The organism is Lysinibacillus capsici, assembly GCF_003367505.1.
GTDB lineage: Bacteria > Bacillota > Bacilli > Bacillales_A > Planococcaceae > Lysinibacillus > Lysinibacillus capsici.
Genome location: NZ_PXXX01000024.1, coordinates 151,059 through 175,524, shown reverse-complemented (window position 1 = coordinate 175,524; position 24,466 = coordinate 151,059). Strand labels below are relative to the sequence as shown.

Sequence of the window (24,466 nt, the reverse complement as noted above, 5' to 3'; positions counted from 1 at the left end):
TTATTAAAATTTAAATGTTTTATCATGATATTATTCCTTGTGTCAAGGTGAAATGCCCTAAATCGTTATGTTACTAATATGCTAGTAGCATAACGATTTTTTTGTTTAGAATGAGCCTCTAAATGCAAGTTTCAAGACCGTTTTTATGGTATGCTTTTTGATGTAGACATTGAGCTATTGATAAATATAAAACTAGACAATGCTATAAATGAAGTGTAAGAGAAATGAGTGAAACGAAGTGAACTGGTTTAAAAAACAAATTAGTAAATTTATTAATAAAGAAGATGAAGACTATGAGTATGAAGAATATTATGAGGATTATGGAGAAGTTCAGTCGGAGCAATTACATACACAAAAAGAACCACCAATCGCTAAGCAAAAGACTTTCCGTTTCCCTTTGATTGACGATGATGAAGGTGAAGCATCCTATACGCCCTCAAAAGAAATGTTTGATCAAATAGAAGATGATGATTATGGACAAATTGGGGATTTATCGTTACCAAAACATTTAAATCATCATATTGTCGATTCTAGTGTTTATGATGTTGAGGTTTCAGGAATTCGAGATTTACTAGCAAATCGCTCTAAACGTACAGGTAGAAAAACAATGATGAAAAGTCAGCCTTCAGAACAAGAATTTCGTTCAAGAGCAAGCTTAGTCTTTCGAGATGCACAAAATGAAACAGCTACTATAAGTCCTATGACTGCACCTGCACCAAAAGAAAAGAGTCAGCGAAAAGAACAAAAAGTTGAAAATATTATGCCTGAGAATCGCAAACGATTTGTTCCAACAGATGTGCCTTCACCTGTCTATGGTTTTGCAAAACCAAGTCCCATCAAAGATTTATTAGATAAAAGAAAAGAGGAATATGAGAAGCAAGAAACCGATGTACAGGCAGTTGAAAGGGTTACTGTTGCAAAGCCTTTAAAAGAAGCGACAACAAATGAGGTCAATGAAAATATACTAGAAGAAAAAGAGCCGGCTAGCACAAACCAAACGGTTTTAACGGAACACCATGAGATTATTCAATCGAAAGAACTTTCGACAGTAAGTGAACCAATTATTTTTGAGGAAGAACTGTTGGTTGAAGAGAACGATGATAAGGAAAATTTGTCATCAAATGTAGCTGTGCCTCAAACGACTTCTTTTGCTATGGATTTTGAAGGGCAAGAGAAGGAAGCTGTTGTTCAAGATCAAACAGTTCAACAACTTTCAGCAGATCAATCGGAAATCCATGTCAAAGAAATGATTGTGGAACAAGTACAAATAGAAAATTCTACGATCCATATTGGAGAAGTTACTGTCGTTCAACCGTCAATGGATGACCAATCTCCTGATACTGCATCGAGGGAAGAAAAAAGTCGAATTCCATTTAATGTACTAATGTTAAAAACAGATAAAGAAAAATGGAGAATCCAACAGCAATTGAAGATGGCTCAGCAGCCTATACGTGTAGAGAGCATGCCAGAAACAGAGAAAAACAAACTAGTGGATGTGATGCCAGAAAAATCATCGTCCTTAGACAGCATGACAACAAGCGAAATGTCCGTTTCACCACCAGAAGATGACAACGATTTCCATATGTCAGAGACTGTTGAATTGCAAGTAGATGGTCCAGTGCAACTTGAGGTAAAAGATGAAGTAGAAAGTGTCCCTACAAAAAGTAGTGCTGAAGAGCCTATTGCTGTAATTACAATGGCTCCTGTTACATCAATGTCAAGTATCTCAACAAATGAAAGAATAGAAATTGAAAAAGCAGCTGCTGATGAAATTTCTGCAACTATTGAGCCAGAGCTTGAGTTAGAACCAGAACTAGCTATCGAACCTGAAGTAGTTTCAGAAATTGTAGAGTATGCTCCGGTAGAATCTGTTGAGAATCAAGTAGCACCACAAGAAGTAGAAGTAGAAGCTGAGATACCAGCAAAGCCTGTACACGTCTATCAAAAGCCAACGGATGAATACCTAGAGCCACCAGAGGAAAAAACACAGGATACGGATTGGATGGAGCAACAGGGCGACACATTAGTCGAAGCACTATCTTATTTCCAAGTTTCTGCGCAAATTGAATCGATTATGCAAGGTCCTGCTGTTACTCAATTTGAAATAACGGTGAGCCATGGTACAAAGGTGAGTAAAATTCGAAACTTAGCAGATGATTTAAAACTTGCCCTAGCAGCAAAAGATATTCGTATTCAAGCACCAATTCCTGGGAAAAGTTCGATCGGTATTGAGATCCCAAATAGAGTATCACGAGCTGTTCGCTTATCTGAGGTAACAAATAGTGCCTCCTTCGTTGAGTCAGATTCACCATTAGAGGCAGCATTAGGACTTGATTTGACTGGAAAACCTGTTACGTTAGATCTGCGTAAAATGCCACATGGCTTAATCGCTGGTGCAACGGGTTCGGGTAAATCCGTTTGTATTAATTCTATTTTGGTTAGTTTATTATATAAAGCTGCACCACACGAGCTAAAACTCATGCTGATCGACCCTAAAATGGTAGAGCTGGCGCCATTTAACCATATTCCGCATTTAGTTAGTCCTGTCATTACAGATGTAAAGGCGGCAACGGCTGCACTAAAATGGGCAGTTGAGGAAATGGAGCGTCGCTATCAACTATTCGCTCATGCAGGTGCACGTGATATTACACGTTTTAATGCCATAGCTGATAAAAATAATGAACATAGCCTGAAGTTGCCTTACATTTTAATTGTCATTGATGAGTTAGCAGATTTAATGATGATGTCTCCAGCAGATGTAGAGGAGGCCATTTGCCGTATTGCTCAAAAGGCACGTGCATGTGGTATTCATTTAATTGTTGCAACGCAAAGACCTTCAGTGGATGTTATTACAGGGTTAATCAAATCAAATATCCCTACACGTATTGCCTTTGCAGTTTCCTCTCAAATTGATTCTCGTACCATTTTAGATGGGCAAGGAGCTGAAAGGTTACTTGGTCGAGGGGATATGCTATATTTAGGTAATGGTATGTCAGCGCCCGTGCGTTTACAGGGAACTTTTGTTACAGATGATGAAATTGAATCGATTATTGAGCATGTTCGTGAACAGGGTGAGCCTGATTATATTTTCGATCAAGAGGAATTATTAAAGAAAACAGAGGTGTCCGCAGAACAGGACGATTTATTTGAAGATGTTTGTCGATTTGTCTATGAGCAAGGTGGCGCTTCTACCTCATTGATTCAACGAAAGTATCATATTGGCTATAATCGTGCTGCTCGTTTAATTGACATGTTAGAATCACATGGTTTTGTTTCGGAAGCAAGAGGAAGTAAGCCACGTGAAAGTTACATTACAGAAGAAGATTTAATTACTATGTTTGAATAAGAATTGCATTGTTTTCGTCTAGATTATCTAATTTACGTCGAATTTAGTTTTTTTAGAAAAGTTACACATCTATCCTTATGCATAAAAAGTGCTATAATAGACAAGATGTGTTGAATAGTACGTATTTTTTAACACTTGTGAAGGTATTAATACCTAACCATTCGTGAAATAATACGATACACCTAATAGATGATAGATGGGATATTGAAATTCCCGGGGGGTTTAATTAATGACAGTTTTTCATTTCACAGGCATTAAAGGTTCTGGCATGAGTTCGCTTGCACAAATCTTATTTGATGCTGGTGAACAAGTACAGGGCTCAGATGTCGATAAATATTTCTTCACGGAGCAACCGTTACGTGAACGTAATATTCCAATTTTTACATTTAATGCAGATAATATTAAAGAAGGTATGACAGTGATCGCAGGTAATGCATTTTCTGATGATCACCCTGAATTAGTACGTGCTCGAGAAATAGGTGTAGAAGTCATTCGTTACCATAAATTTTTAGGTGAATATATTGGCAACTATACATCTATTGCCATCACAGGTGCACATGGTAAAACATCTACGACTGGTTTAATGGCACATGTGGTAGGTGGCTATAAACCGACATCTTATTTAATTGGTGATGGTACTGGGGCAGGTCATGAAAATGCTGATTTCTTTGTAATGGAGGCGTGTGAATACCGCCGTCACTTTTTAGCATATAATCCTGATTATGCTGTGATGACGAACATCGATTTTGATCATCCAGATTACTTCGCTAATATAGAGGACGTATATTCTGCATTTCAATCATTAGCATTACAAGTGAAAAAAGCAATTATAGCATGTGGTGATGATGAACAGCTTCAACGTATTCAAGCAAAAGTACCAGTTGTGTATTATGGATTTGGTGCTGAAAATGACTTTGAAGCTCGTAATGTTGAAAAAACAACTGAGGGTACAAAATTTGATGTTTTTGTACGTAATGAATTTTATAGCACTTTCTTTATCCCATTATTTGGGGATCATGCTGTTTTAAATACATTGGCCGTTATTACGCTATGTGAATATGAAGGCATTTCTCCAGATATTATTCAGGAGCGTTTACACACGTATAAAGGTGTAAAAAGACGTTTTACTGAGACGGATATAGGGGATAATGTTTTAATAGATGACTATGCACACCATCCAACGGAAATTCGCGCGACAATTCAATCAGCACGACAAAAATTTCCTGAACGTGAGCTAGTTGCGATTTTCCAACCACATACATTTACACGTACACAAGCTTTTTTACAAGATTTTGCGGATAGTTTGAGCCTTGCAGATACAGCCTATTTATGTGATATATTTGGCTCTGCGAGAGAAACGCAAGGCGCGCTTTCTATTCATGATTTAGCGTCACTTATTGAAGGCAGTGCAGTGATTACCACTGAAGGAATTGATATATTAACAAAACATAATGGCGCAGTATTTTTATTTATGGGCGCTGGTGATGTTCACAAGTTCCAAGATGCTTTTGAAGACGTGCTTAAAAACAATGAAACAGCTTAGTCCGTAGGGGTTAAGCTGTTTTTTCTCAAATTTAAGCAGGAATTCCGTTTTTTTTGTCGAAGATAGGGAAAGTAATAGTAAAGACAATTTACTAGCAGGAGGTCAACTTATGGAAGTGATTTTGTATATTGCAGCCATTATTGCTGCAATCGGTTTTTTAATTTTATGTGTGAGCGTGGGCATGACATTATTCTCGCTTAAATCCATCTTAAACAGCTTAGCAGGGACATTATCTGGGATTGAAGGCCAAATGGAAGGCATTACACGCGAAACAACTTCTTTATTATCAAAAACAAATAGCTTAGCAGAGGATATTCAACATAAATCTGAACAATTAAATTCAGTTGTTCAAGCTGTTAAAGGTATTGGTGACTCCGTTAATGGTTTAAATAATTCTGTTCAGCAGATCACTTCTTCTGTTTCTAAAAGCGTAGAACAAAATGAAGAAAAAATTGCACAAGTTGTACAATGGAGTAATGTTGCGATGGGTATTGCTGATAAATGGAAAAAGCGAAAAATCATCGAGCAGGAAACGGTATCACCTGATGCCTATGCATTTGAAACTGTGCAAGTAGAAGAAACACCAAAAAGAAAATGGGGTCGTAAAAAATGATAATTATTCAGTGAGTATTTTATGCTGGCTGAATAAAAATAAAGTCTTAGACATATAAGTTGAAGATGCATCTGTGAAAATAGATGGACAACCAGTCTAGACAAATTTGATAATTAGATGGGGAGGAATTGTTGCATGACAACTCAAAAGCCAAATTTTAACGAAGTAAAGGAACAGCAGCTTGAAAGTTCTTTGCCTCAGCTTTATCATCCGCAAGACTCGATTTATGAAGAGGAGCGTGTAAACATGAAAGATTTTGTGATTGGCGCATTAGTTGGTGGAATCGTAGGGGCTGCTGCAGGTCTACTGTTAGCTCCAAAATCAGGAAAAGATTTACGCAGTGATGTGGCTGTACAAGCTGTTCAGCTAAAAGATAAGAGTGCAGACTTCTCGACAACTGCAAAAGATAAAACAGTTCAACTTTCTAAACAAATTCAAGAGCAATCTACACAATTAGTAGAGAAAGTAAAAACACTAAAAACGGCAAAAGCACCAACTGTTTTTGATGATGGTACGGTTTCCTTTGAAGGGGAAGAACCATTAGAGGATTATATTCCAAGTGAGGAACCAAAAGCCGAAGAAACGACAGAAAAAGCAGATCAAAAAGAAGAAACAAATGAAGAAGTTCGTGCATAATGCATAATATAAAGGGATACGTTACAAGATAAAGTTGTAACGTATCCCTTTTTTAAATGATAGGTGTAGCTTCTAATATTATTTCTAATTGATCACCACCAAATATCTCTGTATCAAAGCTCGCTGGCTGACCATTTCTTAAAATCGTAAAATTCCCCTTAAAGGCACTTGGCAGCTGCCAATTAGAGAATCGGAAAACATCTTGATAAATCCAACGACTGCGATCCTTTTCTTTAAATACTAAAGTCGCTCCATTGTGTACAGTGGATTGTGGTGACACAACCATTTTATTAACAATCGCTTCATTTGCAGTCTTCTTTAGTTCCAAAACTTCCTGTTGGAAATGAATAATGATTTTATCCTCTAGCAAAAGATTCATTTGGTCTGCGATATGCTGTACTGTTGGTAGAGATGGTTGTTGGAAGCTTATCACATCTCCATTTTGTACAGCATAGCTCAATTTGGCTACTTTTCCATTAATCATTAGCTGAGAGGAGAACTCTGGTAAATATAAAGGTTGTCCATCTACTTGAATCGTATAGGACTCAAATTGCTTTAACAAATGCCAATTATTAGTGATTTTGAATACATCCTCAATTGTTTCGGCAATATCAAAAACGACGATATCACGATCATTTAAAACGGTATCGAGTGATGCAGAAGAGTTATTGACAGAAATTTTGGGCTCAATCACATATTTGGTGTTTTGGATTGTCACAGTCTTTATTGCTGCATCATCTATAAGATCTCTTACTGTAGCCGTCGCCTGTTGCCCATCTTGGCCTTCTATTAACTGAATGGCATCTCCAGTTTTAATCAGGCTTTTTGTTGATGCCTGATGCCCGTTTACCAATATTTCAGCAGGCTGACCATGTCCACCTGGTATAAATATGTCCTGTCCGTTGACACTGATAGATAGTCCATGTCCTGGTTTTCCATATAATTGCTTTGCGCGAATATTTGCAGCTAGAAAGGCATCTGCAACAGTCATTTCTTTTAGTTCAAAAAGGCGTACCACTTGGTTATTGACTGTTAAACTCATATATTGAATCGGCATTTTTTTAGCAGCAATGGCAATACCAATAGGTGTGACTAATTCAGGTGAGGCTTTTATATGATCTTCTTTTGTTAAGTTTTGAATAGCATCAATGCCTCGAACAGCAATACGATTAGCTGGTAAATCTAGAACTTGACCTAGTTCTGTAGTAAGGTTGGGTGTTAAACTACCGCCACCAACCAGCATAACGGCTTTGGGTGCTACTCGATTATTGAGTCGTAGAATTTCTTCTCCGATAGACTTCGCCAACTGTTTCACTGCAGGCTCAATTGCTAAAAAAACCTCTTCCTTTGGATAGAACTGATCAAAGCCTAGAATATCTTGAATCAATATCTCTTCAGAGGTTTGTAGCTGACGTTTAGCCTCTTCAGCTACAGGGAAGTCTAGCAAATAGTGGTCGCTTAAAGCTTCTGTTATTTCATCGCCAGCTGTAGGGACCATGCCGTAAGCTACAACTGTACTTTTATCCGTAATGGCAATATCTGATGTACCTGCCCCTATATCAACAAGTGCCACATTTAGGCGACGCATCGTTGGAGGAATCAGCACATTAATGGCAGCAATCGGTTCTAACGTCAATGCTTCCATCTCTAAATCAGCTCGTTTAAGAGCGGCAATCAATGATTCCACAACTACACGAGGTAGAAACGTTGCTATCACTTCGATTTGGGCTTCATCCCCTTGTTGATCCAACAGGCTTCCGATCTCCTCGCCATCCAAGCGATAATACAGGACTGAGTAACCTACACAATAATAGTGGCTAATTTTTGCATCCTCTTTTTGTTGCAAGAGTTGCTGCTGTGCTTGTTGAACAGCCTGAAGTTCCAAGCGACTAATATCTTCTTCAGTAAAAATTGGTCGGTTACGTATATTGATGGTCACACTAGCTTGTTCAGTTTTCAAAGATCGACCTGCTGCAGCGACACTTACCTTTGTGAGAGGCCCATGTTTCTCTTCAAGTTCACGTTTTATTTCATTAATTAATTCTGCCACATACATGACATTATGTATTTGTCCATCTACCATGGCACGTTCTTTATGCTCTTTTACTAAAATATCTTCCACATGAAAATGATCATTTTCTTCTTGGAGAATAATCCCGACCACTGAGCGAGTGCCAATATCAAGTGCGAATAGTTTAGAACTCAATGTAATCGCTTCCTTTCGCGTCATACTTGAAAATAATTTAGCGAGTTGAAGCGCTAAATTAAAAATGCGTGACATTCTGAACAACATTGATTATAATAATGCTATTATCTAAAAATGTAACATACATTTCAGAGTTCTGAAAGTGTCTGTCATGAGGAGAGGAGCAAGAAAGCATGAGCCAAAAAGATTTAGAAAGCTTACGTAGTCAAATAGACGGTTTAAACTTAGAAATTCTTCGTCTAATTAATGAACGTGCAGCTGTAGTTGATGAAATCGGTAAAATTAAAGAAAAACAAGGTGTGAATCGCTATGATCCGCTGCGTGAAAGACACATGCTTGATCTTATTAAAGAACACAATCAAGGTCCATTAAACCAAATGACGGTTGATTATATATTTAAGCAAATCTTTAAAACAGCTTTAAAACAACTTGAAGCTGATAAAAAGAAAGAGTTGCTTGTATCTCGTAAGAAGAAGTCAGAAGATACAATTATTAATATCAATGGTGAATTAATTGGGCAAGGAAAACCATCTTTCGTATTCGGTCCTTGTGCGGTTGAGTCTTATGAGCAAGTAGCAGCAGTTGCTGCTTCTATTAAAGCAAAAGGCGAAAAGTTAATTCGTGGTGGTGCTTATAAGCCACGTACTTCTCCTTATGACTTCCAAGGTCTTGGATTAGAAGGTCTGAAAATCTTAAAACGTGTGTCCGAGGAATATGGTTTAGGTGTTATTACAGAAATCGTGACACCAGGTCATTTGGAGGAAGCATTGGATTATATTGATGTCATCCAAATTGGTGCACGTAATATGCAGAACTTTGAATTATTAAAAGCAGCAGGTGCAACAAATAAACCTGTCTTATTAAAACGAGGTTTAGCTGCAACAATTGATGAATTCATTCATGCTGCAGAATACATTATGTCTAAAGGAAATGAAAACATTATCCTTTGTGAACGTGGTATTCGTACTTATGAAAAAGCAACTCGTAATACATTAGATATTTCAGCCGTACCAGTTTTAAAACAAGAAACGCATTTGCCAGTATTCGTAGATGTTACACATTCAACAGGGCGTCGTGATTTATTATTACCTTGTGCAAAAGCAGCTATTGCAATTGGTGCTGATGGTGTCATGGCAGAGGTGCATCCAGATCCATCTGTGGCACTGTCTGACTCACAACAACAAATGGACATCCCAACATTTGACGCATTCTATGAAACGCTACAAAAATTCATGAAAAACCATGAAATTCATGCTTAATTGTTAACAGCGAACACCGCTTGCTTACTTCGGCAGGCGGTGTTTATTATATCGTGACAAAATAATGTCTAGAATAGGACTATTAGTACTTGGTTTTTACGTAGTTCTTCTTGAAAATAATATGAAAATTATCGTATGATAAGGCTATAATAGGAAAAAAGGGAGGCACGTACGATGACTGTTACAATTTATGATGTTGCAAGAGAAGCAAATGTTTCCATGGCAACGGTCTCTCGTGTAGTCAATGGTAATCAAAACGTAAAACCAGCAACACGAAAAAAAGTACTAGAAGTAATTGAACGATTAGAATACCGTCCAAACGCAGTAGCGCGAGGTTTAGCAAGTAAGAAAACAACAACAGTTGGCGTGATTATCCCAGATATTGCAAACAATGTTTATGCGGAGCTGGCTCGTGGTGTAGAGGATATTGCCACAATGTATCGTTACAATATTATTTTAGCCAACTCAGATCAACATGAAGATAAAGAGTTACAGCTACTGGATACAATGCTTGGAAAACAGGTTGATGGTATTGTCATGATGAGTGATGAGGTTACAGAAAAGATGCAGCAAACGATGGATCATTCGCCAGTACCAATTGTGCTTGCAGGCTCTGTGGATGAATCCCAAACAATTGCAACTGTGAATATCGATTATTTCCAGGCGGCTTATGAAGCTATTTCATTACTTATTCAAAATGGCCATACACGGATTGGTTTTGTAACTGGCCCACTTTCGTATACAATTAACGGAAAATTCAAGCTAGCAGCCTATAAGAAAGCATTGCAGGATGCTGGTTTACCAATAGATGAAGCATTAATTGCTGCAGAAGAGTCCAGCTATGATATGGGCTTAGAGGCTTGGGAGATTTTATCTGCTCTTGAACAGCCACCAACAGCTTATTTTGCAGGAAGTGATGAATTGGCCATCGGTTTAATTCATGGCGCACAAGATGCGGGCAAAAATGTTCCAGAAGATATTGAAGTTATCAGCTTTGAGAACTCAAAGTTAGCACGAATGGTTCGCCCACAGTTAACAAGTGTCGCGCTACCGCTTTACGATATTGGAGCTGTTGCAATGCGCCTGCTGACAAAATTAATGAGCAAGGAAACTGTCGAGGACGAAGCGGTTATTTTACCACACCGTATTGAGCATCGACAATCTGTCAAAAGTAAATAATGATACTAACACGTAAATCGCTTATGAAGGATTTGCGTGTTTTTATTTGCTGGATGGAACGTCAAAAATAGAGGATAGCGTTTCAAAAGTGAGGGATAGAACAAAAGAATTGATGGATATACCACCAAAAGCATTCATCTAATTTAAAAAGCCCCACGAATATCGTGAGGCCAAGAAATTAATCCCGTCTTTCATTCCGAATAATATGTAGCGATTTGGCTAACATTTGAGCATTCTTTTCCTCTATTTCCGCTTTACGAGGAATTGGCTCATATAAAGGAATCGGATCCTCCCATGTTGGAATAAAAGGAACAGGTGCTTCTGGTTGCCAGCGATCCAGCCATGCTTGAGGGAGTGGCCCCATTGGTAACGCTTGGTCAGTCATTTCCAACCATAACATGGACCAGGCACGGGGCACCACTCGCCAAATATCGTAGCCACCGCCCCCCACTGCAATCCATCGACCATCACAATACTCATGTGCTAATTGATGAGCTAGCTTAGGAATTTCGCGATAAATATTCATTGTTCCATGTAAATGTGTTAATGGATCAAAATAATGTGCATCTGCACCATTTTGTGTTAATACAACATCTGGCTTGAAAAATTCAAAAATCTCTCGCATTGACTGTTCATAGATCTCTAGGAAACTTTCATCCTCAGTAAACGCATCCATTGGAAAATTAAAGGAGGTTCCATAGCCTTGCCCATTGCCACGCTCAGTAATATTTCCGGTTCCAGGGAATAGATAACGACCAGTTTCATGTATGGACAGTGTACAAACATTAGGATCCTCATAAAAGCTCCATTGGACACCATCCCCATGATGAGCATCTGTATCTACATAAAGTACACGAGCGTTGTACTTTTCCTGCAAGTAACGAATAGCCACTGTGCTATCATTGTAAATACAAAAACCTGATGCACGACCACGGAAACCATGATGGAGTCCTCCACCAAGGTTAAGGGCGTGTTCGGCTTTTCCTTCCATTACATAATCAACAGCGGTTAAAGTTCCACCAACTAGCTGTGCACTTGCTTCATGCATATTTTCAAAAATAGGGGTATCTTCAGTTCCAATCCCATAGCTTTCACATTGTGCTTCTGATAATTCACCATGTCCTGCTTTTTTTACAATATCTATATATTTTGAATCATGTGCAAGCAATAGCTCTTCTTCCGTTGCAACACGTGCTGGTACAATATCTACATCATCGAGTGCATTAATATTTTTTAGTAGATCCATAGTTAGCGTCAAGCGTTTATGATTGAAAGGATGTGTATCTGAAAATTTATATCCGAGTTGTTCTGGCGAGTATACGAATACGGCCTTTTTCATTATAGCGAAACACCCGGTAAATTTGGCCATAGGACATCAAAGCCCTCTTTGCGTAGATCTTCAATCATTGCTAAAGGATTTAGTGTTTTTACTCGGACGCTTAAAATTTTGTTTTGTGTATTTTCAGAGTCAGGATAAACTAAGACGCTTTGGACATTGGCATGATGTTGATGAAATATTTTTGTAATTTCAAATAAAACTCCTGGGGTATCGGATACCCGAATCTCGATTTTTGACCCAGGCTCTGTAGCACCAGTCAGCTCTATATATGTATAGAGTAAATCTGTTGTCGTAACAATGCCTACCAATTTTCCACCAGAGACAATAGGTAAACAGCCTATTTTTGATTCGTAAAACGTAAGTGCCACCTCTTCAACAAAATCTAGTGGATGACCTATAAGGGGGTCTTTCACCATAATATCCTCTACTTTTGCATTAAAAATAGGAGAGTTTGGTTCATCCTGCAAAGATGAGGGCAAGACCTCTTTAATATCTCGTTCAGTAATTACACCTAAAACGTGGTGTTCATCATCTACAACTGGTAAATGACGAACTTTCTTTTCACGCATTAACTTTAGTGCCTCCTGCACTGTATTGGTAGGAGCTAATGTATAAGGCTTATCATTCATAATTTCTTCTACAATCATATATGCATCCCCTTTGTATTAGTTTTAATACATGAAACGATTTCTAAAACGAAGTCTATCAAATCTTTCCATTGTCTCAGGAGGCACCCGTTTTCCTTCGCGCGCCATCAGGCAATTGGCTGGATGTGATGTAATTTCAGGATCATCTGTTGCAAAATATTCGAAACCAGCAGAGCTCATCATTTTCTCCATCATTTTGCGGTAATCCCAAACATTTAAACCAGTTCCTTTTAAATCCCAATGCCAATAGTACTCGGTAGTAATCACAAGATAATCTTCCATTTCATCCCCCATAAATGAAACGGCTAGTAGTGCCTTCCCAGCACCAGTACCACGGTAGTCTGGAATGACTTCAATGGCACCTAATTCAATCATGTCATCGATACGATCTTCTGCCCATCGTTCAAGTGGATCAGGGTAAAGATAGGTAACATAGCCTACAATAATATCTTCGTTTCGAATAATAATAATACGGCCTTCGGGTAGTCCAGCAATTTCTATAATGGCCTGCTGTTGCTGTTTTGGAGGTCTGAAGGCAACCAAGCCTTCATGGAATGAATATGTAGCTAATTTTTCTGGAGGCACAGGTCCTTCCACATACACAGTACCATGCTTTGTTTCCTTTGTGACAGAAAAAAAAGTTTTTTTATGTTCCATAATTACACCACCTGAGTTTAATAATTCCATTATAGCTGATTTCTTGCGTAAAAACGCTTATTTTTGCAAAATATACCTGTATTTTTGGAAAAATAAAAATATTGAGACAATCTATCTGAATTCGTGTAAAATAAGATTATATTGCTTCTGTTATTTAACAGATAAAAGTAGTACTATTAGGGATTCGAACATTAATACTATGGATAACTGTTATATAACAATTGCTACATATCAATTTTGCTTTTGGAAAATTCTCTGAATTTCAACAGGGGGGATTGTTGAAATTTAGTCAAAAACAAAAGCAAAGAAAGGGGTATTTTCATGGGGATGAAAATGAAGGAGAAGTTAATGGCTTTACCTGGTCAACACCATTTAACGAATTATGAAGAAGTGGCAGAATCTCATAATTGGGCAGATACGGAAAAGGCATTTAGTTGGAGCGAAACAGGTTTAGTGAATATGGCATATGAGGCTATTGATCGCCATACAGAAACACATCGCAAAAATAAGGTGGCATTGTATTTTAATGATGGTAAACGGAAAGAGGCATATTCATTTAATGAAATGAAAAGGTTAACAAACAAAGCAGCAAATGTTTTTAAAGCGACTACTAATCTGCAGAAAGGTGATCGTTTATTTATTTTTATGCCTCGTTCACCTGAGCTTTATTTTTCATTATTAGGTGCGTTGAAAATGGGGGTTATTGTTGGACCATTGTTTGAAGCTTTTATGGAAGGTGCCGTGTATGATCGACTTGCTGATAGTGAGGCGAAAGTATTAGTCACGACACCTGCTTTACTTGAACGTGTACCTTTAGCTAAATTACCTAAATTGGAGCATATCTTTTTAGTGGGGGAGGGCGTTGAGGAAACAGCTCAAATACTAGACTTTACTAAACATTTAAAAGAAGCTTCAGCTCATTTTGATATAGAGTGGGTAGACAGAGAAGATGGGATGATTCTTCACTATACCTCTGGATCAACAGGTGCTCCAAAGGGTGTATTGCATGTCCATAATGCTATGATTCAGCAATATCAATCGACACAATGGGTACTTGATTTACGTGAAGATGATATTTATTGGTGTACAGCTGATCCTGGATGGGTTACAGGAACAGCCTATGGCATTTTTGGTCCGTGGTTAAACGGTGTAACAATGCTAATCGTCGGAGGAAGATTTTCACCACAAGCATGGTATCAGGCTATTGAAGATTATAGTGTGACAGTGTGGTATAGTGCACCGACAGCGTTCCGTATGCTGATGGGCGCAGGTAGTGGCTTGCTTGAAAGCTATGATCTCACATCTTTACGCCATGTGCTGTCTGTTGGTGAGCCTTTGAATCCAGAAGTTATTCGTTGGGGAGTAGAGGAACTAGGTCATCGTATACATGATACATGGTGGATGACAGAGACGGGAGCGCATATGATTTGTAATTATCCATCGATGGATATTAAGCCAGGTTCAATGGGGAAACCTCTTCCTGGTATTCATGCGACGATTGTAGATGATGCAGGCAATGAGGTTCCACCATTTACAATGGGGAATCTAGCTATTCGTCGTGGTTGGCCTGCCATGATGCGCCAAATTTGGGGCAATCCAGAGCGCTATGAATCTTATTTCCTAAAAGGAGAATGGTACGTTTCTGGAGATTCAGCCTATATGGATGATGAAGGTTACTTCTGGTTCCAGGGGCGTGTGGATGATGTCATTATGACGGCTGGTGAACGTGTAGGACCTTTTGAAGTAGAAAGTAAGCTACTTGAGCATCCAGATGTGATTGAAGCGGGTGTTATCGGGAAACCAGATCCGGTGCGAGGTGAAATCATTAAAGCCTTTGTATCCTTACGAGAAGGGGTAGAACCTTCTGATGCATTAATTGAAGATATACGTGATTTTGTTAAAAAAGGTTTATCTGCACATGCAGCACCACGTGAAATAGAATTTAAAGATAAATTGCCAAAAACACGTAGTGGTAAAATTATGCGTCGCGTTTTGAAAGCTTGGGAATTAAATTTACCAACTGGTGATTTATCAACCATGGAAGATTAATTAATTATCTAAAACATCAATTGATATTTATACAACATGTGCATAAAAAGAAGGCAGGGATTCATTCGATGGCGAAAGGATTCTTGCCTTCTTTTTTCTGGATTTACAATAGTATAGAGGTGAGAGTAGGTGAAATATTATCTATTTCAAAAAAACAATAAATTAAATAAAAATTCAGTTGACTTAATAAATATGCAGACGTATACTATTTTTAACTTATTTCAGAGGTGAGTGCAGTGAAAGTAGGTATTATTGGAGCAACTGGATATGGCGGACTAGAACTTATTCGATTTTTACATAATCATCCAGCTGTGGAACGAATTGATTTATTTACTTCTTCAGAAGAGGGTGTCCAATTTTCTTCGAAATTTGGCCATCTTGTTAGGATAGCTGATACACCGTTACAAAAGATAGCGTATGACACTTTAGAAAAATTCGATGTTATTTTTACGAGTACACCATCTGGGGTGACAAGTGAGCTATTACCGCCTTTGGTTGGGAAAGGACCAAAGTTAATCGATTTATCTGGTGATTTTCGGTTAAAAGATCTAGCAAGCTATGAAACCTGGTATGGCAAAAAAGCTGCACCGTTCCATAGTGTTCAACAAAGTGTATATGGTTTAACAGAATGGAATGAAGAGCCTATACGTCAAGCAACACTTGTTGCTAATCCGGGTTGCTACCCAACAGCAGTTTTATTATCCTTACTACCACTTGTAAAAGAACGTTTAATTGATCCTAGTTTTCTAGTTATTGATGCAAAGAGTGGCATTTCAGGAGCAGGCAATAAGCCCTCACAAACTACCCATTTTAGTGAGACAAATGAGAATTTTTCGATCTATAAAGTAAATACACATCAACATATTCCCGAAATTGAACAGGCACTTTCCATGTTTGCTCAAGCAGATACAAAGGTTACTTTTAATACGCATCTGGTTCCAATGACCAGGGGAATTTTGGCGACATCCTATGCACCAGTAATGCAGGGAATTACAGAGTCGCAATTGATCACTTGCTTACAGGCAACCTATGAGAATCATCCATTTGTTCGAATCGTTACAGATGCATCTAGTTTAGGGACAAATCGTGTCAAGGGATCAAATTATTGTGACATTCTAGTGAAAGTAGATTCCCGTACAAATCGCGCCACAATTGTTAGTGTAATTGATAACCTTGTCAAAGGAGCAGCAGGGCAAGCTATCCAAAATATGAATGTGCAATTTGACTTACCACAAACGACAGGGCTAGATGTTGTACCGTTCTTTATTTAACAGCATGCAGGCAACTGTATGCTTCTCTTATTTATTAATCTAAGGAGGAATTTCGGATGACAGTTACCACTTCAACGAATGTAATGAAAAAATTATCAAGTAAAAATATTGTTTCACCAAAAGGCTTTAAGGCAGCCGGATTACACTGTGGTTTAAAACATAAGAAAAAGGATTTAGCCCTTTTAGTAAGTGAAGTCCCAGCAAGTGTTGCGGGTGTTTTTACTACAAATGCTGTGCAAGCAGCACCATTAAAAGTCACGAAGGAAGTTGTTTATGCAACTAAGAAAATGCAAGCGATGATCGTGAATTCAGGCAATGCGAATGCTTGTACAGGTAAACAAGGTGTAAAAGATGCCCAAACAATGCAAGCGCTAGCTGCTGAAAAATTAGGGATTGCACCAAATTTGGTGGGAGTTTGCTCGACAGGTGTTATTGGAGAAATGATGAAATTAGAGCCAGTAGCAAATGGTATTCTTCAGTTAGAGCCAAAGGACAATTTAGAAAGTGCGATTGACTTTGCGCAGGCTATTTTGACAACAGATACCGTTATGAAAAACACAAGCTATAGTACAACTGTGGATGGCAAGGAAGTTATCATTGCTGGTGTAGCAAAAGGTTCAGGTATGATCGAACCTAATATGGCAACAATGCTAGGCTTTATTACAACAGATGCCAACATTGAATCTGATGTGTTACAAGCAGCTTTATCGACTATTACTAATTTAACATTTAACGCTATTACAGTTGACGGGGATACATCCACTAATGACACAGTGGTAATATTGGCTAATGGCTTGGCAGGGAATAATTCTTTAACTCCAGAGCATCCAGATTGGCAAAATTTCTTTAACACTTTGCAAACAGTAGCGGAAGATTTAGCAAAAATGATTGCCAAAGATGGTGAAGGAGCAACGAAGCTTATCGAAGTGGAAGTTGTTGGTGCAATTTCAGACGAGGAGGCACGTAAAATTGCAAAAACAGTCGTTGGTTCACCACTTGTAAAGACTGCAGTTTTCGGCTGTGATGCCAACTGGGGGCGTATTATTGCAGCAGTAGGGTATAGTGGCGCAACAGTTGATCCAGATAAAATTACTATCCAAATCGGTGGTGCTACTATGGTAGAAAACGGTGAACCAATTCCCTTTTCTGAGGACGAGTTAATTCAAATATTAAAAATGCATGAAGTAAAAATCTATGTGTCCCTTGGTGTGGGTGATGGTAAGGGGCATGCTTGGGGATGTGACTTAACATATGACTATGTCCAAATCAATGCATCATACCGCTCATAAACGTGTGGTCATTAAGCTTGGGGGCAGTACACTGGAAGGTTTAAATGAGGCTTTCTTTGATAATTTTAAAAGATTACAAGAGAGTGGGGTAGAGCTTATTATTACCCACGGGGGTGGGCCAGCCATAAATCGAGAACTAGCTGCTCAAGGCCTACAATCACATACATTAAATGGAATACGTGTCACGAACGAGGCTGCAATTAAAGTTGTCCAATCGACCCTAATAGGGCAAGTAAACACTGCATTAGTTCATGAGTTAACAACAGCTGGTATAGCAGCCATCGGATTAAATGGCTTTGATAATCAGTTGATAGTCGTAGACTTTTTAGATCAAGAGACTTACGGGTATGTAGGAGCTATTAAAAATATCAATACATCCTTATTGGAAGCTTTAATGGGTGTAGGGATTGTACCTGTTATTGCCTGCGTAGGTACGACCGAAGCAGGTCAGGCTCTTAATATTAATGGCGATACGGTAGCAAGTGAAATTGCTTTAGCCGTCGGAGCAGATAGCTTACTACTCGTGACAGATGTGAGTGGTATCCGTATTGAAGATGAATATCAAGCAATAGCTACACCTAGTCTTATAGATCAATGGACAGAGCAGGGCCATATTTACGGTGGAATGATTCCGAAAGTGCAAGGAGCGATTGACTGTTTACGGGCAGGGATTCCTTCTGTACAAATTGTAGGCGCAACTTTAATTGGTACAACAATTGTAGCCACAAGTGAACTTCTTTCTTCCTAGTGTTCTAAATAGGATAGCTTGAGAAGTATAGTTGTTGAAAGAAACTATTTTAAATGATAGTGGAGATGATAACATGAGTGTTTTATTTGAGAATTACGGCAAGCGTCGTGCACAAATTGTTAAAGGTCAGGGGACAATTGTTGAGGATTCAACAGGGAAGCAATACTTGGATTTTACTAGTGGCATTGCTGTGGTGAGTCTTGGTCATGCCCATCCAGCCGTTGTACAGGCACTTCAAGAGCAAAGCCAAAAGCTATGGCATATTTCAAATCTTTTTGAAATACCAGGTCAGGAAAAGGTGGCAGAAAAATTAATTGCTAATACACACTTTTCACATGCCTTTTTTTGTAATAGCGGGGCTGAGGCTAATGAAGCGGCCATTAAATTAGCTCGTAAGCATACAGGCAAACATCATATTATTACATTTGAAAAATCATTCCACGGTCGTACTTTTGGAGCAATGTCTGCAACAGGTCAAGGCAAAGTACATAATGGCTTTGGACCACTCGTAGAAAAATTTTCGATTTTGCCATTTAATGATGCTGCTACACTTGAAGCAACCGTTGATGATTCAGTTGCAGCTATAATGCTAGAAATGATTCAGGGAGAGGGTGGCGTCAATAGTGTATCAGCAGAATTTGCCGCAGCTATTGCAAAAGTCTGTGAGGAGCAAGGTGTACTACTAATTGTTGATGAAGTGCAAACGGGCATTGGAAGAACAGGAACACGCTATGCATTTGAACAAACGGTATTAAAGCCACATATCGTAACTTTGGCAAAAGGCTTAGGTGGTGGTTTCCCTGTTGGTGCAATGCTCGGAACTGCTGAGCTTCATGCTACATTTAGTCCAGGAACACATGGTACAACATTCGGTGGAAACCCTCTTGCGATGAATGTGGCACAAGCTGTTTTAAATCATGTGTTTGAGCCGGATTTTTTACAGCAGGTACGAGAAATATCTGCCTATTTTGTGGCACAACTAAGGGCTCATTTATCTTCTAGCTATACTGTTCAAGGCCAGGGTCTCTTGTTAGGGATTGGCTGTGGGGACACGGAAGTTGCGCCTTATATCGCGGCAGCGGAAGAAAGTGGTCTTTTATTAGTAGGGGCAGGGCCAACAGTTATTCGTCTTTTGCCTCCATTAACGGTCACAAAGGAAGAGATTGACAAAGCAGTAGCTATTTTAAAGAACATATTACCGTGAAAATACACTTTCGTTCAGCAGAAAGTGAGGCATTAGCGGCAAAAATGACTAGACATTAGGATGAACAAAGAATCTGCTAGATATGAGCAGATTCTTTGCGCTATAAATGCTATTGTAGCTGTTTTACTAATGTTGCCACTAATTTTGGTAACCAATCTTCAAGCTGACTAAACGTAAATCCTGCCTTCTCAGCCTTAGCATTAGACATATACCAATCAGCAGGCACCCCATAAGGAGACTGTGATTCCTCATCACCACCAATGAGGGAAATTTTTGCGCGCTGACCACTTGCTTCTTCAATTAGAGCAATTAGATCTTTGAGAGATATGGCCCCTGATGCGGTAGCATTGTATGGTCCCTCAATAGGAGTAACGCCCGCAAAGTATAAAAATTCAGCAGCTTCCCCATCTGTAATATAACTCATCTTTGCATCAATGTTCGGTAAAGTAATCGGCTGATTCTGTAAAATATGTTCAACGTGGAAATGTAAACGTCGAGTATAATCATCTTCACCCATCACAATTGGGAAACGTACAGCTACGACTGGGAATGAAGCTTCTTTGAATAAGACTGCCTCCGCTTGTCGTTTTCCTTCTCCATAAGAAAATTCCTCTTGATGTCCCATACGAATTTGATACTGGTATGGATCAAAGTCTTCTTCCTTTTTCATCTTACCATCTACCTCATATGTTGAAAGAGTAGAAGTAAAGACGAGCTTTTTCGTTTTTCCCTTTAATATCTCGCAAATCGCTTGTGCCTCGTTGGGCGAATAGCAAATATTATCATAGACAATGTCCCATGTTGTATTGGCTAGTGCCTGTTCTAAAGCATCACGATCATTACGATTTACTACTAATTGCTTAACATGTGTACCAAAGGGGTTGCCACTTTGACCACGTGTTAAAATCGTTACATTATGTCCATTTTGAATACAAAGATCAACTAGCTTTTTTCCAAAAAAACGTGTGCCTCCTAAAATCAATATGTTCATATATTTTCACCCCTTCAAAATAGTAGTCCTCTTAATAATGACAAAAAAACAGACTTACTACAATTCATAAGTAATATGCAGTAAGTCTGTTTAATTGATTCTCTAATACAAATGCTTTTGCTAAGGCATAATGGATTAGCGCCTTGATGTTTCAGTTGGAGTAGTGGTATTACCATTGTCTCCTCCATTTGTGCCATCTCCGGGGTTATCAGATCCATCGCCATTGCTTCCGGAGCCATCCCCGTTATTGGAGCCATTGCCATTGTTACCAGAACCATCCCCGTTATTGGAGCCATTGCCGTTATTACCAGACCCGTTCCCATTATTGGAGCCATTGCCGTTACTACCCGAACCATTACCATTACCATTGCCATTAGTAGGTGGTGTTGTAGGTGGTATTGGCTCTTGGTCGTTTTCCTCTGGGTCAGGTTCATTTTCACTACCGCCAGTAGACACAACATTGGAGTGTGGTGATGTTAAACCTGTAATATCTACAGCGACCACTACATAAGCTTGTCCACTAGCAACCGTAATGCTTTGTGTTGACTCTAGTACGGACGTTACAAGTGTATTACCGCCATTCGTAACGTTGTAGATACGATAACCAACAACATCATTCGATGACTCTGACCATGATAATGTAGAGCCATTTACTGAAGCTGAGACAGCTCCTGGAGGGCTACCATCCGCTGGGAAATCAACTGCTGATACAGATGAATTCGACAATGTAGAATTCTTTGGTAACAGACTAGCAGGGTTCCCGCCAAGTCTACCTAACATTCGTTTAATAAAGTCTTGATTAATGCCTGCGCCACCTGCTTTTACAAACTCTGCTGGTGTATTTGGCAACGCATTATAAGTTTTTCCTTTAATCGTCACAACACTTGAAGAGGCTAAGCTATCATCAGGTTGTGATGGTAAAAATACTTTCGCATTAAATAAATCTGAGCGTACAAGACCTGCGCTAGCACAAGCTGCAGAAGGGGCCATGCCGGAAATGCCACAGAATGATGCTGTCACAACATTTTTAGGCGCCTTAAAACTTGTTGGAGGGTCAATTAGCTGAGGGTCCGCATCGTAAACAGCATTCATTAAAGTACCCCATAGCTTATTCACCCGAACGCTTGGCTGTAAATAGGTGTTGTTAAATGCATAAAGTGTACGAGGTTGATCGTAACCCATCCAAACACCAAGAGATACATTAGGGTTATAACCAACTAACCAAACATCTTTATATTCTTGAGAAGTCCCTGTTTTTGCAGCGAAATCAGAAGAGAATTTTAATGTATTTCGTGCCATTGTCCCTGTTCCTTTAGTGAGAACATCACGTAGCATATCTGTCACGATATAAGATGTTTCTGGGCTAAATACTTGAACAGGTTCTACTTCATGTTGGTAAACAATATTTCCTTCTTGGTCTTCAATTCGATCAATCATATAAGCGTCAATGAATTGGCCACCATTTGCAAAGGTAGCGAATGCATTTGTATTTTCTTCAACAGTAGTTCCTTCGCTTAAAGCACCGATCCCAGTTGCTAGGTTAGTAAAATCATCTGGATGTAATTTTGAGAATCCCATTTTTACCAACAAATCTGCAGGGCGTCTACTAATAATATCATTATATAAACGTAGTGCTGAAATATTTTGAGAATCTGCTAAAGCTTCACGTGCTGGAATAAGACCTCGCTCATCACTCGTAATATAGTTACTTGGACTCCAAGAACCGATTGAGAATTTCACGTCAACTAATGGACTACCCGCACCGATTACGCCATACTCAATGGCAGGTCCATAAACAAGTAATGGTTTCATTGTAGAACCGTTAGAACGATAAGCTTGTGTTGCATGGTTTACTTGAGTGGTTTTAAAGTCTCGACCACCGACAAAGCTTAAAATACGACCTGTCGTATTCTCTATTAAAATACTACCTACTTGAACCGGCATCTCAATATCAATTTCTTCACCAGTAACAGGATCTTTCCCTTTACCAGTATACGTATGACCATAATACTGGAAGTCTTTTGCTGCTTTTTGCATCGCATCATACATATCTTTATTAATGGTTGAATAAATACGATAGCCTTTTGAACGAACATCACGATCTGCTAAAATCGTATATTTATCCTTTAATTTTTTTTCTGACTTTAAGCGCTCTGGGTCAATCCCATCATCTTTTGCTAATTTTTCAGCAATAATATCTTTTGCACGAGCTTCAAGCTCATAAGTCAACCAAGGATAACGATCCTCCGCGCGCATTTCTGGTCCACGGAAATCGGCAGCAATATCATAGTTTAACGCTTCATTATACTGTGCATCATCAATATAACCAGCTTCTTTCATACGATAAAGTACTGTTTTCATACGATCAATACCTGGTTTCAAAGCTTCTTCACTTTTCAGTTCACCTGTATTTGTAAATGGTGTATAAGCAAATGGTGCCTGTGGAATACCAGCTATGTACGCAGCTTGAGGAAGAGTCAATTCTTTTGCTTTTACGCCAAAAATTCCTTCCGCAGCTGTTTCAACACCTGCAATATTTCGTCCTGAAGAGTTACGACCATAGGGAATGATATTTAAATAAGCCTCTAATATTTCTTCCTTCGTCATAAAATGTTCTAAACGCATCGCTAGTAAAATTTCCTTAGCTTTACGCTCGTATGATACTTCATTAGTTAGTACTTGGTTTTTAATAAGCTGCTGGGTAAGTGTAGAACCACCTGTCTGCGTTGCAGAGTTTGTGACATCTTGTAATAACCCACGAATAACTGCTTTAGGAACAATTCCGTTATGCTCTCGGAAATATTCATCTTCTGTTGCCAGAACAGCATTCACGACCTCTGGTGCAACATTGCTAAGCGAAGTTTCACGTCGATCTAAATCTGTCCTTAATTTCCCAATATAAATATCGTTGGCAAAATAAATCTCACTGGTTTCTTCATAGCTAAAAATTTGATCCCTTAACTCTTGTTTTGAGCGTAACGGTTCTTCTTTTACAAGAGAAGCAAAATAACCAGCTCCAACTGAACCGACAAATACAGTGCCAACCAATGCAAAGACTAAAAATAGTAAAAATAAGTTCCAGGTAACACTACCTGAAATACGTAATTTCTTCATCCATTTTTGTTCAAGTAATTCATCGATCTTTGCATTGATTTTTTCAATCCAATCTTTCAATGTATCGACCTCCTAAAATCTTGTCTATTATAGCACATATTGTTTTAGCACGAACATAGTTATTGACTTTGAAAAAGAATCGTATAAAATTATGTTTATAGTTTTCTGGTGATGAAGAGCTTGCAGTAGTGTCTATATTCCCTGTTTAGAGAGCCAGTGGTTGGTGAAAACTGGTCATATTGTAGAGACGAATTACGTGCTTGGAGCTTAGACGTGCGCGCCTGCGATAAAGGCGGCTGAATGAAGTGGAAGGTGGATGACATCTTCAAGCTGGGTGGTACCGCGTTAGTTTGCAACTTAACGTCCCTGCATGCA

General features: G+C 38.8%; 17 protein-coding genes and 1 other annotated feature. Of the genes, 11 read left to right on the top strand and 6 right to left on the bottom strand.

All coding sequences use genetic code 11. The annotated features are described in order from the left end of the window. Positions 1 to 238: 238 nt before the first annotated feature. The 4 genes from C7B89_RS20775 to C7B89_RS20760 all read left to right on the top strand — a co-directional run bounded on the left by C7B89_RS20775 (position 239) and on the right by C7B89_RS20760 (position 6,138). A complete protein-coding gene (locus C7B89_RS20775) occupies positions 239 to 3,346 on the top strand; it encodes a DNA translocase FtsK (RefSeq protein WP_115674509.1) in 3,108 nt (1,035 codons plus the stop codon). 229 nt (positions 3,347 to 3,575) lie between these two features. Next, positions 3,576 to 4,889: a UDP-N-acetylmuramate--L-alanine ligase gene (gene murC, locus C7B89_RS20770; RefSeq protein WP_004226102.1), complete on the top strand. Its 1,314-nt coding sequence runs from the start codon at positions 3,576 to 3,578 to the stop codon at positions 4,887 to 4,889. 109 nt (positions 4,890 to 4,998) lie between these two features. Further along, on the top strand, positions 4,999 to 5,502 hold the full coding sequence (locus tag C7B89_RS20765; RefSeq protein WP_115674508.1) for a DUF948 domain-containing protein: 504 nt from the start codon (positions 4,999 to 5,001) through the stop codon (positions 5,500 to 5,502). A gap of 135 nt (positions 5,503 to 5,637) precedes the next feature. Then, a complete protein-coding gene (locus tag C7B89_RS20760; protein WP_004226105.1) occupies positions 5,638 to 6,138 on the top strand; it encodes a YtxH domain-containing protein in 501 nt (166 codons plus the stop codon). A gap of 52 nt (positions 6,139 to 6,190) precedes the next feature. Here the strand turns inward: C7B89_RS20760 and pilM are convergent, their stop codons facing one another. After that, a complete protein-coding gene (gene pilM / locus C7B89_RS20755; RefSeq protein ID WP_115674507.1) occupies positions 6,191 to 8,344 on the bottom strand; it encodes a pilus assembly protein PilM in 2,154 nt (717 codons plus the stop codon). 173 nt (positions 8,345 to 8,517) lie between these two features. On the opposite strand from pilM, the gene C7B89_RS20750 reads away from it, so the two are divergent. Together C7B89_RS20750 and ccpA are read left to right on the top strand one after the other, a co-directional pair. Then, positions 8,518 to 9,603 carry a bifunctional 3-deoxy-7-phosphoheptulonate synthase/chorismate mutase gene (locus tag C7B89_RS20750; protein WP_004226108.1) on the top strand — a complete coding sequence of 362 codons (1,086 nt, stop codon included), beginning with the start codon at positions 8,518 to 8,520 and terminating at the stop codon, positions 9,601 to 9,603. 174 nt (positions 9,604 to 9,777) lie between these two features. Continuing rightward, positions 9,778 to 10,782: a catabolite control protein A gene (gene ccpA / locus C7B89_RS20745; RefSeq protein WP_048393506.1), complete on the top strand. Its 1,005-nt coding sequence runs from the start codon at positions 9,778 to 9,780 to the stop codon at positions 10,780 to 10,782. A gap of 178 nt (positions 10,783 to 10,960) precedes the next feature. Here the strand turns inward: ccpA and C7B89_RS20740 are convergent, their stop codons facing one another. The 3 genes from C7B89_RS20740 to C7B89_RS20730 are packed head-to-tail and all read right to left on the bottom strand — an operon-like array spanning position 10,961 to position 13,425. After that, positions 10,961 to 12,121, bottom strand: coding sequence for an acetoin utilization protein AcuC (locus C7B89_RS20740; RefSeq protein WP_048393507.1), 1,161 nt, complete (start codon positions 12,119 to 12,121; stop codon positions 10,961 to 10,963). Beyond that, positions 12,121 to 12,768, bottom strand: a complete 648-nt coding sequence (locus C7B89_RS20735; RefSeq protein ID WP_048393508.1) for an acetoin utilization AcuB family protein — start codon at positions 12,766 to 12,768, stop codon at positions 12,121 to 12,123. The genes C7B89_RS20740 and C7B89_RS20735 overlap by 1 nt, the downstream gene beginning before the upstream one ends. Before the next feature lie 24 nt (positions 12,769 to 12,792). Then, the gene (locus tag C7B89_RS20730) at positions 12,793 to 13,425 is read right to left on the bottom strand and encodes a GNAT family N-acetyltransferase (protein WP_036078398.1); all 633 of its coding nucleotides are present in this window, start codon (positions 13,423 to 13,425) and stop codon (positions 12,793 to 12,795) included. 321 nt (positions 13,426 to 13,746) lie between these two features. Between C7B89_RS20730 and acsA the strand changes: the two genes are divergently transcribed. From acsA to C7B89_RS20705, 5 genes are all read left to right on the top strand, one after another. Beyond that, a complete protein-coding gene (acsA, locus tag C7B89_RS20725) occupies positions 13,747 to 15,474 on the top strand; it encodes an acetate--CoA ligase (protein ID WP_375543413.1) in 1,728 nt (575 codons plus the stop codon). A gap of 236 nt (positions 15,475 to 15,710) precedes the next feature. Continuing rightward, on the top strand, positions 15,711 to 16,745 hold the full coding sequence (argC, locus tag C7B89_RS20720) for an N-acetyl-gamma-glutamyl-phosphate reductase (RefSeq protein ID WP_048393511.1): 1,035 nt from the start codon (positions 15,711 to 15,713) through the stop codon (positions 16,743 to 16,745). Positions 16,746 to 16,801: 56 nt separating this feature from the next. After that, positions 16,802 to 18,034, top strand: coding sequence for a bifunctional glutamate N-acetyltransferase/amino-acid acetyltransferase ArgJ (argJ, locus tag C7B89_RS20715; protein WP_048393513.1), 1,233 nt, complete (start codon positions 16,802 to 16,804; stop codon positions 18,032 to 18,034). Continuing rightward, positions 17,997 to 18,782 carry an acetylglutamate kinase gene (gene argB, locus C7B89_RS20710; protein WP_048393515.1) on the top strand — a complete coding sequence of 262 codons (786 nt, stop codon included), beginning with the start codon at positions 17,997 to 17,999 and terminating at the stop codon, positions 18,780 to 18,782. The genes argJ and argB overlap by 38 nt, the downstream gene beginning before the upstream one ends. A 73-nt stretch (positions 18,783 to 18,855) precedes the next feature. Continuing rightward, the gene (locus C7B89_RS20705) at positions 18,856 to 19,986 is read left to right on the top strand and encodes an acetylornithine transaminase (RefSeq protein ID WP_048393719.1); all 1,131 of its coding nucleotides are present in this window, start codon (positions 18,856 to 18,858) and stop codon (positions 19,984 to 19,986) included. 109 nt (positions 19,987 to 20,095) lie between these two features. Here C7B89_RS20705 and C7B89_RS20700 read toward each other — a convergent pair whose 3' ends face one another. Next, positions 20,096 to 20,977, bottom strand: a complete 882-nt coding sequence (locus C7B89_RS20700) for an NAD-dependent epimerase/dehydratase family protein (RefSeq protein WP_054549937.1) — start codon at positions 20,975 to 20,977, stop codon at positions 20,096 to 20,098. A 135-nt stretch (positions 20,978 to 21,112) separates the two neighbouring features. Beyond that, positions 21,113 to 24,151: a transglycosylase domain-containing protein gene (locus C7B89_RS20695; protein WP_115674506.1), complete on the bottom strand. Its 3,039-nt coding sequence runs from the start codon at positions 24,149 to 24,151 to the stop codon at positions 21,113 to 21,115. 102 nt (positions 24,152 to 24,253) lie between these two features. After that, positions 24,254 to 24,462: a binding site (T-box leader), on the top strand. Positions 24,463 to 24,466 lie beyond the last annotated feature (4 nt).